The 13,223-nt window shown below is 68.2% G+C and carries 9 protein-coding genes; 8 read left to right on the top strand and 1 reads right to left on the bottom strand.

Features of this window, described 5'->3' with window-relative positions; all coding sequences use genetic code 11:
* Nucleotides 1-5: 5 nt before the first annotated feature.
* Nucleotides 6-164, top strand: coding sequence for a DUF3309 family protein (locus tag VHAB30_RS09520; protein WP_070060790.1), 159 nt, complete (start codon nucleotides 6-8; stop codon nucleotides 162-164).
* 45 nt (nucleotides 165-209) lie between these two features.
* Here the strand turns inward: VHAB30_RS09520 and hrpA are convergent, their stop codons facing one another.
* Complete coding sequence (hrpA, locus tag VHAB30_RS09515; RefSeq protein ID WP_235926845.1) at nucleotides 210-3,992, bottom strand: ATP-dependent RNA helicase HrpA; 3,783 nt, start codon at nucleotides 3,990-3,992, stop codon at nucleotides 210-212.
* A 533-nt stretch (nucleotides 3,993-4,525) separates the two neighbouring features.
* Between hrpA and VHAB30_RS09510 the strand changes: the two genes are divergently transcribed.
* From VHAB30_RS09510 to VHAB30_RS09480, 7 genes are all read left to right on the top strand, one after another.
* Nucleotides 4,526-6,547, top strand: a complete 2,022-nt coding sequence (locus tag VHAB30_RS09510) for an AAA family ATPase (protein ID WP_159276852.1) — start codon at nucleotides 4,526-4,528, stop codon at nucleotides 6,545-6,547.
* Between the two features lie 43 nt (nucleotides 6,548-6,590).
* Nucleotides 6,591-7,937 (top strand): amino-acid N-acetyltransferase, encoded by a 1,347-nt coding sequence (gene argA, locus VHAB30_RS09505; RefSeq protein WP_062470199.1) that lies wholly within the window; start codon nucleotides 6,591-6,593, stop codon nucleotides 7,935-7,937.
* A gap of 31 nt (nucleotides 7,938-7,968) precedes the next feature.
* Nucleotides 7,969-8,616 (top strand): LysE family translocator, encoded by a 648-nt coding sequence (locus VHAB30_RS09500; RefSeq protein ID WP_095745417.1) that lies wholly within the window; start codon nucleotides 7,969-7,971, stop codon nucleotides 8,614-8,616.
* A 121-nt stretch (nucleotides 8,617-8,737) separates the two neighbouring features.
* Nucleotides 8,738-9,733 (top strand): DUF3829 domain-containing protein, encoded by a 996-nt coding sequence (locus tag VHAB30_RS09495; protein ID WP_159276851.1) that lies wholly within the window; start codon nucleotides 8,738-8,740, stop codon nucleotides 9,731-9,733.
* A 58-nt stretch (nucleotides 9,734-9,791) separates the two neighbouring features.
* Nucleotides 9,792-11,003: a succinyldiaminopimelate transaminase gene (dapC, locus tag VHAB30_RS09490; protein ID WP_159276850.1), complete on the top strand. Its 1,212-nt coding sequence runs from the start codon at nucleotides 9,792-9,794 to the stop codon at nucleotides 11,001-11,003.
* Between the two features lie 49 nt (nucleotides 11,004-11,052).
* Nucleotides 11,053-11,886 carry a 2,3,4,5-tetrahydropyridine-2,6-dicarboxylate N-succinyltransferase gene (dapD, locus tag VHAB30_RS09485; protein ID WP_095745420.1) on the top strand — a complete coding sequence of 278 codons (834 nt, stop codon included), beginning with the start codon at nucleotides 11,053-11,055 and terminating at the stop codon, nucleotides 11,884-11,886.
* Between the two features lie 89 nt (nucleotides 11,887-11,975).
* A complete protein-coding gene (locus tag VHAB30_RS09480; RefSeq protein ID WP_062470184.1) occupies nucleotides 11,976-13,124 on the top strand; it encodes a PilT/PilU family type 4a pilus ATPase in 1,149 nt (382 codons plus the stop codon).
* The last annotated feature ends 99 nt before the right edge of the window (nucleotides 13,125-13,223 follow it).

The following is a 13,223-nucleotide window of genomic DNA, read 5'->3' as shown; positions in this document are numbered from 1 at the left end:
AAAACATGTCCCTCTCGTTCATTCTGCTGATCGTCCTGATCCTGCTGCTGATCGGCGCGCTGCCGAGCTGGGGTTACAGCCGGTCCTGGGGCTACGGACCCAGCGGCGGCCTCGGGCTCGTGGTGCTGATCCTGGTGATCCTCGTGCTCATGGGCCGCATATAGCGCCCGCGCCGTCATGAAAAAAGCCCGCGTCGCCGCGGGCTTTTTTTACGCCTGAAGCTGCGCCCAGGCCTTGTCGAGCCGCTTCACGCTCACCGGCTGCGGCGTGCGCAGCTCCTGCGCGAAGAAGCTCACGCGCAGCTCCTCGAGCAGCCAGCGGAATTCGAGCATGCGCTCGTCCACCACGCCCTTGCGCTCGGCCACGAGGCGCCAGTAGCGCTGCTCCTGCGGCTTCAGTTCGGCCAGCTTGGCCGTGTCGCGCGCGGGGTCGGCGCGCAGCTTGTCCAGGCGCAGCACAATGGCCTTGAGGTAGCGCGCGAAGTGCTGCAGCTGCGTCCATGGCGCGTCGGCGATGAAGCGCTTGCCGACGAGTTTCTGCAGCTGCTGCGCCGCGTCCTGCACCGCTTCGGGCTGGACCTTCGTGTCCTTGATCTTGCGTGCCGCCGCGGCGTACTCCACGAGAATGACGCCCGCCAGCCGTGCCACCTCGTTGGCGATCAGCGTGAGCCGTCCGCGCCCTTCTTCGAGCCGCTTCTTGAAGGCGAACTCGTCGGTCGGCAGCGGCTCTTGCAGGAAGGCGCGGTCGATCGCCACGTCGATGATCTGCGTGCGCAGTTCTTCCGACGTGCCCAGCGGCATGTAGGCGACCGACATCTTCTGCAGGTCGGGAATGTTCTTCTCGAGGTACTTGAGCGCGTCCTTCAGCTGCAGCGCGAACAGGCGACGCAGGCCCGCGCGGTGCTTGGCGGCCGCCACGGCGGGCTCGTCGAACACCTCGATGGTCACGGCATCGCCCTCGTCGCGCAGGGCCGGAAAGCCGATGAGCGACTGCGAACCGCGCCGCACTTCCATCAGCTCGGGCAGCTCGCCGAAGGTCCAGCTCGTGTAGCGCTGGCCGGCGGGCAGCGTGGGGGCGGCCTTCTCGGGCGCGGCGCTCTTCGCCGGGGCCTGGCCCCCGTTCGCAGGCGCAGCCTTGGGCGCCGGCGACGCCTTCACGTTGAGCCCCGCGAGCGCCTGGAACGCACCGCGCGCCTGCGCGCCCAGCTCGGCCTTCAGCGCGCCGAGGTTGCGGCCCATGCCCAGCTGGCGGCCGTGCTCGTCGACGATGCGCAGGTTCATGAACAGGTGCGGCGCGAGCATGTCGAGCTTGAAGTCGGCGCGCTTCACGTCGATGCTCGTGAGGTCGCGCACGCGCTTGAGCAGCACGTCGGTGAGCGAGCCGGTGCCGAAGAGTTCGGGCGCCGACAGCTCCTCGGCCAGCTTGGTGGCCGACTCGGGCAGCGGCACCAGCCGCGAGCGCGGGCGCTGCGGCAGGCTCTTGAGCAGCGCCTGGATCTTGTCCTTGAGCATGCCGGTCACCAGCCACTCGCAGCGCTCTTCGTTCACCTGGTTGAGCACGAACAGCGGCACGCTGACCGTGAGGCCGTCTTTCGCATCGCCCGGCTCGTGCAGGTAGCTCGCGGCGCAATCGACGCCGCCCAGGCGCAGCGTGGGTGGGAACGACTGCGTCGTGATGCCGGCCGCCTGGTGGCGCATCAGCTCGTCGCGCGTGAGGTACAGCAGGCGCGGCTGGTCCTTCGAGGCGTGGCGGTACCAGTTCTCGAAGGTGATGCCGCTGGCCACGTCGGCCGGCAGCTGCGCGTCGTAGAAGGCGAAGATCAGTTCGTCGTCGACCAGCACGTCCTGCCGGCGCGCCTTGTGTTCCAGGCCTTCGACCTCGCGCACCAGCTTGCGGTTGGCCGTGAGGAACGGGAACTTGCTTTCCCATTGCCCGCCGACCAGCGCTTCGCGGATGAAGATCTCGCGCGCCGAGACCGGATCGACCTTGGTGAAATCGACGCGCCGCCCGCTGTAGACCACGAGACCGTACAGCGTCGCGCGCTCCAGCGCCGAGACCTGCGCGCCCTTCTTCTCCCAGTGCGGATCGAGCAGCTGTTTCTTCAGCAGATGCTCCGCCACCTGCTCGAGCCACTGCGGCTCGATGTTGGCGATGCCGCGCCCGAACAGGCGCGTGGTCTCGACCAGTTCGGCCGCGACGATCCAGCGCCCGGGCTTCTTCTTCAGGTGCGCGCCGGGGTGTTTGTAGAACTTGATGCCGCGCGCGCCGAGGTAGGCCTCGTCGTCTTCGAGCTTCCAGCCGACGTTGCCGAGCAGGCCCGCGAGCATCGACAGGTGCAGCGGCTCGTAGCCGGCCGGCGTGGCGTTGATGCGCCACTTGTGCTCGGTGACCACCGTGAGCAGCTGCGAATGGATGTCGCGCCATTCGCGCACGCGGCGGATGTTGATGAAGTTCTGGCGCAGCAACTGCTCGTACTGGCGGTTGCTGAGCTTGTGCGTGTCACCGTGGCCGCCGCGCGCATCGGCGATCCACTTCCACAGCCGCAGATAGCCGCTGAACTCGCTCTTCTCGTCGTCGAACTTCGAGTGCGCCTGGTCGGCCTGCTGCTGCGCGTCCATCGGCCGGTCGCGCACGTCCTGCACGCTGAGCGCCGAGGCGATGATGAGCACTTCTTCGAGCGCACCGCGCGTGCGGGCTTCCAGAATCATGCGGCCCACGCGGGGGTCGAGCGGCAGCTTCGCCAGCTCGGCGCCGGTGGCCGTGAGTTCGTTGGCGTCGTCGACCGCGCCGAGTTCGTTCAGCAGCTGGTAGCCGTCGGCAATCGCGCGCGGCGACGGCGCCTCGAGGAACGGAAAGCGCGCCACGTCGCCCAGCCGCAGCGACTTCATGCGCAGGATCACGCCCGCGAGCGACGAACGCAGGATTTCCGGATCGGTGAAGCGCGGGCGGCCCGCAAAGTCCTTCTCGTCGTAGAGCCGGATGCAGATGCCGTTCGCCACGCGCCCGCATCGGCCCGCGCGCTGGTTGGCCGCGGCCTGGCTGATCGGCTCGACCAGCAGCTGCTCGACCTTGCTGCGGAAGCTGTAGCGCTTGACGCGCGCCGTGCCGGTGTCGATCACGTAGCGGATGCCCGGCACGGTGAGCGAGGTCTCGGCCACGTTGGTGGCCAGCACGATGCGCCGGCCGTGGTGGCTTTCAAAGATGCGGTCCTGCTCGGGGCCCGACAGCCGGGCGAACAGCGGCAGCACCTCGGCATTGCGGAACAGCGGCTGGTGGCTGACGTGGCGGCGCAGGTGGTCGGCCGCCTCTCGGATTTCGCGTTCGCCGGGCAGGAAGATCAGGATGTCGCCCGCGTTGTGCGGATCGCGCCAGAGTTCGTCGACCGCGTCGGCGATGGCGTCGTTCAGGTCGTGCTCGCGCGACTCCTCGAACGGCCGGTAGCGCTGCTCGACCGGGAAGGTGCGGCCCGACACCATGATCGTCGGCGCCGGCCCTTTGGCCGAAGCGAAGTGCTGCGCGAAGCGGTCGGCATCGATGGTGGCCGAGGTGACGATGATCTTCAGGTCGGGCCGGCGCGGAAGGATCTCGCGCAGGTAGCCCAAGAGGAAGTCGATGTTCAACGAGCGCTCGTGGGCCTCGTCGATGATGAGCGTGTCGTAGGCCTTGAGCAGCGGGTCGGTCTGCGTCTCGGCCAGCAGGATGCCGTCGGTCATCAGCTTGACCGAGGCGTCGCGGCTCAGGCGGTCTTGAAAGCGCACCTTGAAGCCGACCACGTCGCCCAGCGGCGTCTTCAGCTCTTCGGCGATGCGCTTGGCGACCGAGCTGGCAGCAATGCGGCGCGGCTGCGTGTGGCCGATGAGGCGGCCCTTGCCGGGCTCGGCATTGAGCTTGCCGCGCCCGAGCGCCAGCGCGATCTTCGGCAGCTGCGTGGTCTTGCCCGAGCCCGTTTCGCCACAGACGATCACGACCTGGTGCGCCGCAATGGCGGCCATGATCTCCTCGCGCCGGCCGGAGACCGGGAGCGATTCGGGAAACTCGATGCGCAGGGGGGCGGGAGGTGTGAGGGTCGTCAAGGCAAGGCAGTCGTCGGTCGTTGCGCGCGGCGGCAGGCGGGCAAACCGCCAATTATCGCGGGGCCCCGGCGCTGTTGCATGGCATCCACAGCGAGGCCGCACGCGGCAGGTGACGCAGAAAATTTCGTAAAGACTCTTTACTCTACCGCATGCCGCCGCTACGATCGCGGCCATGACCTCCTTCCTTGCCCCCCTTTCGATGCGCATCCGCTGCGCAAGCCGCGTCCTTGCACGCGGCGGGGTCAAGGCGACCCGCCCGGCCTGACGAAGCCCGCGCGCCGGCTTCAGCTTCCTTCGCGGAACTGAACGCCCACCGCTCGCGCTTCACTTCGGTCGAAGCGCGCCAGCCTGACCCGCACAGCGCCTGCACCACCGCCCTCCCCGCATCTCGCGTGGAGCAGCGGCCGCATTCCTGTTTCCGTGTCCCGAATCATTCGAAGAAAAAGAACCTCATGTCGCAACAAGACATTTCCCGCGACCTGCACACCACGCTGGCCGAGCGCACGCGCCACCTGCAGGCCATTGCCCATTCGCTGAAGGCCGAGCTGTTCGGCATCGACGAGATCATCGATCGCGTGATCGATTCGCTGCGCGCCTGGTACGTGCTGCCGCAGCTCATCAACCGCCCGGTCGTCATCTGCCTGTGGGGCCTGACCGGCACCGGCAAGACGCAGCTCGTGCGGCGCCTGGCGCAGCACCTGGGCTTCTACGACCGCTTCATCGAAGTGCAGATGGACGGCTTCAGCCACGGTTCGGGCCACCGCACTGCCGGCTCGATCTCGGCCATGCTGGCCGAGTCGGGCATCGCCGAGGGCGCGCCGGGCATCCTCGTGCTCGACGAGTTCCAGCGTTTTCGCACCGTGGACGCCAGCGGCAAGGAAGCGCGCGTGGAGCGCTACCAGGACGTGTGGGCGCTGCTCTCGGACGGTCGCCTGCCGCCGTCGCTGTCGGTGCTCAGCGAGATCGAGTCGTCGCTGGCCTGGGCCGAGTACGACCAGGACCGCCGCACCGATGACGACGAAGAAGAAGACGAAGAGGATGGCGCGAAGGCCGGCAAGACCAAGCGCAAGCGCCGCCTGCAGCTCTCGCCCTGGGAAGCGCAGGAGTTCAAGCGCTGCCTGAAGCTGCGCGAGTCGCTGCTCGAGATCATGACCTGGAAGCCCGACGAGATCCAGGCGCGGCTGCGCGCCTTCCGCGCGTCGCAGGACAACTGGGAAACCGACTACTCCAAGCTGCTGGTCTTCGTCTCGGGCAACCTCGACGAGATGTACGCCGAGACCGCCAAGCGGGTGGAAGACTGCGACACCGACGCCGACATCTTCCACGCGCTGACGAAGAAGCTCTCGCTCATCGACGTGAAGAAGGCGCTGGCCGAACGCTTCAAGCCCGAGCAGGTCGCGCGGCTGGGCAACAACCATGTGATCTACCCCTCGCTCAGCCGCGCCACCTACGTGCGCCTGATCCTGTCGATCTGCGACCGCTACGTGGGCGAGATCCAGGAAAGCTCGGGCGTGCGCTTCGTACTCGACGCGAGCGTGTACGAGCAGATCTACGCCAACGCCGTGTTCCCGGCGCAGGGCACGCGCCCGCTGTTCTCGTCGATCCACGCGATCCTGAGCGCGACGCTGGTCAACGCCGCACTGTGGGCGCTCGAACAGGGCGCGCACGGCAGCGAGCCCGTGTGGCTGATGCTCGACCCCGGCGAGGTCACGCCCGGCGGCCCGCGCCTGGTCGCGCGCTTCCGGCTGGCGCGGCGCGAGTTCCCGGTGGCACTGGAGCTGAACCGGCTCAAGCAGCGCGCCAACGCCGACTTCCGTGCGCTGCTCGCGGTGCACGAGGCCGGCCACGGCCTGGTGTACGCCCTGCTCTTCGGCCGCGCGCCGCAGGAGATCCGCATCAACGTGGCCTCGTTCGAGGGCGGCTACAACAGCTACGTGAAGCGCAAGGCCTGGTCCAAGCGCAACCTGCTCGACAGCGTGTGCGTGAGCCTGGCCGGCCGCGCGGCCGAGCGGCTGGTGTTCGGCGAATCGGGCTGCACCACCGGCGCCGAGCGCGACCTGATGCAGGCGACCGCCACGGCAGCGCGCCATGTGCGCCACCTGGGCTTCGGCACCCGCTGGAGCCGCACCGACGTGACGACCGATGCGAACGACAACCTGAACACCGACGTGGCCGCCACCAACCGCGAGATCGAGGCCATCCTGGCGCGCGAACACACCCGCGCGCTGGGCCTGCTCGAAGCGCACGCGAGCGCCTTCATGGCGGTGGTCGATGCGCTGATGGCGCAGGGTTCGATCGCGCCGGACGAGCTCGCCGGGCTGCTCGGCCTGCCGCTGGCACCGGCCGCGCCGGCGGGTGCGGCCGAGGCGGCGGTCGAGCCGCTGGACGCCTACGCCGACCAGCTCGAGGCCTTCAAGGCCCGCGGCACGCCCGCCGCGGCCGGGGCCGGCCGGCTGCTGCGCGCCCTGGCATGACGCGCTGCACCAAAACCTTGCCAAGAATGCACAATCACGCCCCATGTCCACCGTCTTCAACTTCACCTTCGTGCCCTGGTTCCGCTCGGTCGCGCCCTACATCCACACGCACCGCGGCAAGACCTTCGTGGTCGCGCTCGCGGGCGAGGCCATCGCGGCGGGCAAGCTGCAGAACATCGCGCAGGACCTGGCCCTGATCCAGAGCATGGGCGTCAAGATCGTGCTGGTGCACGGCTTCCGACCGCAGGTCAACGAGCAGCTGGCGGCCAAGGGCCACGAGGCGAAGTACTCGCACGGCATCCGCATCACCGACGCCGTGGCGCTCGACTCGGCGCAGGAGGCCGCGGGCCAGCTGCGCTACGAGATCGAGGCCGCCTTCAGCCAGGGCCTGCCGAACACGCCCATGGCCGGCTCGACGGTGCGCGTGATCTCGGGCAACTTCATCACCGCGCGCCCCGTGGGCGTGGTCGATGGAGTGGACTTCAAGCATTCGGGCCTGGTGCGCAAGGTGGACGCGGCCGGCATCCGCCGCACGCTCGACTTCGGCGCGATGGTGCTGATGTCGCCCTTCGGCTTCTCGCCGACCGGCGAGGCCTTCAACCTGACGATGGAAGAAGTGGCGACCAGCGTGGCCATCTCGATCCAGGCCGACAAGCTGATCTTCCTGACCGAAGTACCGGGCATCCGCGTGGACAGCGAGTTGCCCGAGAGCGAGGACAACCCGATCGACACCGAGCTGCCGCTGGCCGCCGCCGAGAAGCTGCTGGCCTCGCTGCCGCCCGCGCAGAAGCCGACCGACACCGCCTTCTACCTGCAGCACTGCGTGAAGGCCTGCAAGGGCGGCGTGGAGCGCAACCACATCCTGCCGTTCGCGCTCGACGGCTCGCTGCTGCTCGAGATCTACGTGCACGACGGCGTGGGCACCATGGTGATCGACGAGAAGCTCGAGAGCCTGCGCGAAGCCACGGTGGACGACATCGGCGGCATCCTGCAGCTCATCGAGCCTTTCGAGCGCGACGGCACGCTGGTCAAGCGCGACCGCACCGAGATCGAGCGCGACGTGGGCCACTACACGGTCATCGAGCACGACGGCGTGATCTTCGGCTGCGCGGCGCTGTATCCCTACCCCGAGGCGAAGACCGCCGAGATGGCCGCGCTCACGGTGTCGCCGCAGTCGCAGTCGCAGGGCGACGGCGAACGCATCCTCAAGCGCATCGAGCACCGCGCCAAGGCCATGGGCCTGGAGAGCATCTTCGTGCTCACCACGGTCACGATGCACTGGTTCCTCAAGCGCGGCTTCCAGCAGGTCAACCCCGACTGGCTGCCCGAGGCGCGCAAGCGCAAGTACAACTGGGACCGCAAGAGCCAGGTGCTGGTCAAGAAGATCTGAAGAAGAAACCCATCCGAAGAAAGACGCCCCGATGACGCTCGCCACCGCCCTGCTGTTCGCCATCGTGGCCTTCGCCGCCATCGCCACGCCCGGCCCCACGGTGCTGCTGGCCCTGAGCAACGGTTCGCGCCACGGCGTGCGGCGAGCGCTGCCGGGCATGCTCGGCGCGGTACTGTCCGACTTCGTGCTGGTCGGCGCCGTGGCGCTGGGCCTGGGCGCGCTGCTGGCGGCTTCGGAGTTCTGGTTCTCGATGCTCAAGTGGGTCGGCGCGGTCTACCTGGCCTGGCTCGGGCTGCGCATGCTGCGCTCCCAGGGCGGCTTCCAGCTGCCGAGCGCGGACGCCGCGGCCACCGTCACGGCGGTCGAAAGCCGGCGCATCTTCTTCAAGTCGTTCCTGGTGGCGGTGACCAACCCCAAGGGCTACATCTTCTGCTCGGCGCTGCTGCCGCAGTTCATCGACCCGGCCGCCGCGCAGGCGCCGCAGTACCTGATCATTGCGCTGATCTTCGCGGGGCTGGACATGGCGGTGATGCTGGCCTACGCCTTCGTCGGCGCCCGCGCGATCCGGCTGCTCACGGTGTCGGCCACGCGCTGGATCGACCGCGCCTGCGGCGGCATGCTGCTGGCGCTGGCAGGCTCGCTCGCTTTCTACCGGCGCAGCGCGGCCACCGCCGTCTGACCCATCCCGCCCCCTCGACCGCTGTCCTCAGGCAGCGGCGCTCCTTCCCACGATGTTTTTCCGGCAAGCCGCCATCCCGCGGCCTGCCCGTGCTGTTTTTTTCAACGGAGGAAATGAAAGAATGAAGAACTACCAAGCCCTGCTGGGTGCCACCCTCGTCGCCGTCTCGGCGCTCGTCGCAGGCTGCGGCGACAAGGCGGACAAGACCGCCCCGGCCGCTTCCGCCGAAGCCAAGCCCGCCGCCCAGGCCGGCAACGACCAGCAGCAGCTCGTCGAGAAGTACAACCTCTACGTCGACGTCTCGAACAACCTGCGCACCTCGTTCCAGGAAGCCCGCGAAAGCTACGTGACCGGCCAGGTGCCGCTGCTGCAGGCCAAGGCGCCGCTCACCAGCCTGCGCATCCAGAACGACATCCTGGTCGACCGCTCGGCGAAGAAGCTCGATGCCGCCGCCGCCATCGCCGCGCCGCTGCCCGAGATCGACGAATCGGCCAAGGCCTTCTCGGCCGCGCTCAAGGTGCTGTCGCCGCTGAGCCGCGAGCTGAACGACTACGCCAATTCCAAGGGCTACCTCGCCGACAACGGCGACAAGGCCCGCCAGATGAGCGCCGACTACCTGGCCGCGCTCACCTCCGTCGCGCAGGCCGAAGCGGCCTTCGACAAGGGCCTGAGCGCCCGCGACCGGGCGCTCACCAGGGAAGCCTTCGAGAAGGCTCCCAAGGACACCGCCGCCTACTACCGCGCCGGCCTGATCTACCACGGCAAGCTCAACCACGCCGACGCCATGGCGCTGTTCGCTGCGCCCAACGACCCGCAGGCGCTGGCCGCCTTCGAGGCCTCGCTGGCGCTGGTGGCCGACTCGGCCGCAGGCTGGAGCAAGAAAACCAGCGAGCAGTCGACCCAGAACGGCAAGAGCTGCAGCGGCGGCATGCTGCAGATCAACGAGTTCATCGGCCAGTCGCGCTCGGTGATCAAGGACGCCAAGGACGGCGTGTTCAAGCGCAAGGAAACCGGTGCGATGGCCCGCATGGGCCGCTCGGCCATCGTCGACGCGGCCAACCGCTACAACCAGAATTTCGCCAACATGATCGGCCAGTTCAACCGCCCGCTTTGCTGAGCGGGCCAAGGGGCGCGGGGCGTGCGGGCCGCCCGGCCCGTCGCCGATAATCCGGGGCATGAATCCCTTGCTTGTCAAATTGCAGCCGTACCCGTTCGAGCGGCTGAAGCAGCTGTTCGCGGGCGTCACGCCCGCCCCCGAATTCGCCCCCATCAGCCTGGGCATCGGCGAGCCCAAGCACGCCACGCCGGCCTTCATCAAGGACGCCCTGAGCGCCGGCCTCGGCGCCCTTGCCGCCTACCCGGCCACCGCCGGCGAGCTGAAACTGCGCACCGCCTTCACCCATTGGCTGCATCGCCGCTACAGCCTGACGCTCGACCCGGCCACCCAGGTGCTGCCGGTCAACGGCTCGCGCGAGGCGCTGTTCTCGCTCGCCCAGACCGTGGTCGACGCCAGCGGCAGCACCAAGCCGGTGGTGATGTCGCCCAACCCGTTCTATCAAATCTACGAGGGCGCGGCCCTGCTCTCGGGCGCCGAGCCGTACTACGTGCCCAGCGTGCCCGCACGCAACTTCGCCGTCGACTGGGACAGCGTGCCCGAGGCCGTCTGGGCCCGCACCCAGCTCGTGTTCGTCTGCTCGCCCGGCAATCCCACGGGCGCCGTGATGTCTCTGGACGAGTGGAAGAAGCTCTTCGCGCTGTCCGACCGCCACGGCTTCGTGATCGCCGCCGACGAGTGCTACAGCGAGATCTACTTCCGCGACGAGCCGCCGCTCAGCGGCCTCGAAGCCTCGATGAAGCTCGGCCGCCCCGACTTCAAGAACCTGATCGCGCTCACCTCGCTTTCGAAGCGCAGCAACGTGCCCGGCCTGCGCAGCGGCTTCGTGGCCGGCGACGCGGCGCTCATCAAGGGCTTTTTGCTCTACCGCACGTACCACGGCAGCGCCATGAGCGGCGCCGTGGCCGCCGCCAGCATCGCGGCCTGGGGCGACGAGTCGCACGTGGTCGACAACCGCGCCCAGTACCGCGCCAAGTTCGCCGCCGTCACGCCGCTGCTCGAACCCGTGCTCGACGTGCGCCTGCCCGACGCCAGCTTCTACCTCTGGGCCGGCGTGCCCGAAGTGTGGGCTGGCGACGACGAAGCCTTCGCCCGCGCGCTCTACGCTCAATACAATGTCACGGTTCTGCCGGGGAGCTATCTGGCGCGCGACACCGACCACAGCGCCAACCCGGGCCGCGGTCGCATCCGCATGGCGCTGGTGGCCGAAACGGCCGAGTGCGTCGAGGCCGCCCAGCGCATCGTCCGTTTCGTCAAAGACGGCCGCCGCTGACCCCCTGTCGCCCCGCTTCCCTGCCCCTTTTTCACCCGAGACTCTCTCCATGACACAGCAACTGCAACAAATCATCGACGCCGCGTGGGAAGACCGCGCCAACATCTCGATCACCGCCGCCCCCGCCGAAGTGCGTGACGCCGTCGAGCACGTGATCACCGAGCTGAACAACGGCAAACTGCGCGTCGCCACCCGCCAGGGCGTGGGCCAGTGGACCGTGCACCAGTGGATCAAGAAGGCCGTGCTGCTGTCGTTCCGCCTGAAGGACAACGAGCAGATCCAGGCCGGCTCGCTGGGCTTCTACGACAAGGTGCCGACCAAGTTCTCGCACCTGTCGGCCGCCGAGCTGAAGGAATCGGGCGTGCGCATCGTGCCCCCGGCCGTGGCCCGCCGCGGCAGCTTCATCGCCAAGGGCGCGATCCTGATGCCCTCGTACGTGAACATCGGCGCCTACGTGGGCGAAGGCTCCATGGTCGACACCTGGGCCACCGTCGGTTCGTGCGCGCAGGTCGGTGCCAACGTGCACCTGTCGGGCGGCGTGGGCCTGGGCGGCGTGCTCGAGCCGCTGCAAGCCAACCCGACCATCATCGAAGACAACTGCTTCATCGGCGCGCGCTCCGAAGTCGTCGAAGGCGTGATCGTCGAAGAGAACTCGGTGCTGGGCATGGGCGTGTACCTGGGCCAGAGCACCCCGATCTTCAACCGCGACACCGGCGAGATCTCGTACGGCCGCGTGCCCGCCGGCAGCGTGGTCATCAGCGGCAGCCTGCCCAAGAAGACCAAGTCGGGCCAGGACTACAGCACCTACGCCGCGGTCATCGTCAAGACGGTCGACGCACAGACGCGTTCGAAGACCAGCCTGAACGACCTGCTGCGCGACTGAAAACGCACCCACCACCGGCCGCCTGCTTCAACGCGCGCGGCCGGTTCGCTTCTTCCCTGAGAAAAAAACAGCACCGAGGAGAGAGACCGATGAACATGATGGAACGGATTCTTCGTTTGATGGCCGAGCGCAAGGCCTCCGACATCTACCTCTCGGCCCACTCCCCGGTGATGATCCGCATCAACGGCAACTGCCTGCCGATCAATGCGCAGGTGCTGCCACCGACCGCGCCGCTGGCGCTGCTGTCGGAAGTGGTGCCCGAAGCCCGCATCCAGGAACTGGAAAACACGGGCGAACTCAACATGGCCGTCGCCCTCGAAGGCGCCGGCAACTACCGCATCAGCGCCATGCGCCAGCGCGGCAGCTACGCCGTGGTGGTGCGGCACATCGCCTCGGTCATCCCCAGCTTCGACGACCTGAACCTGCCCGACATCCTGAAGTCGCTCATCATGGAAAAGCGCGGGCTGATCCTGATGGTGGGCGCCACCGGCGCGGGCAAGACGACCACGCTGGCCTCGATGCTCGACTACCGCAACGAGCACGCCAGCGGCCACATCCTCACGGTCGAAGAGCCGATCGAGTTCACCTACACCAACAAGAAATCGCTGGTGAACCAGCGCGACGTGGGCAGCGACACCACCTCGCTGCAGGTGGCCCTGAAGAACGCGCTGCGCCAGGCGCCCGACGTGATCCAGATCGGCGAAATCCGCGACCGCGACACCATGACGGCCGCCATCGCCTACGCGCAGTCGGGCCACCTGTGCGTGGCCACGCTGCACGCCAACAACAGCTACCGCGCGCTGAACCGCATCCTGAGCTTCTTCCCGGTCGAGGTGCGCCCCACCCTGCTGGGCGACCTGGGCTCGGCGCTGCGCGCCGTGGTGTCGCAGCGCCTGCTGCGCACGCCGGCCGGCGGGCGTGTGCCCGCGCTCGAAGTGATGCTGAACACCGCGCTGGTGGCCGACCTGATCGAAAAGGGCGACTTCTCCGGCGTCAAGGAGGCCATGGAGCAATCGATGGCCGAAGGCTCGCAGACCTTCGAGGAAGACATCGCGCGCCTCATCACCGAGGAACGCGTGACCCGCGAAGAAGGCCTGGCCAACGCCGACTCCCCCACCAACCTGATGTGGCGCCTGCAGAACCGCGACGCGCCCAAGAAGCAGGCCGAGGATCGCGACCTGACCGACCAGCTCGACGAACCCACCTTCACCGACATCACGCTAGACGTGAAATTTTGACTCTCCCCCAGGCTGCGCGCACTTCGTGTCGCTACGCCAACCCCCTTCCGGGGGCAACACCAGCGGCCCGGCAAAGCCGGTTCCGCGGTGTTTGCTGGA

Source organism: Variovorax boronicumulans (genome assembly GCF_009811375.1).
GTDB classification, from domain to species: Bacteria; Pseudomonadota; Gammaproteobacteria; order Burkholderiales; family Burkholderiaceae_C; genus Variovorax; species Variovorax boronicumulans.
The sequence above is the reverse complement of the archived record's forward strand: the minus strand, read 5'-3'. Positions and strand labels throughout refer to the sequence as shown.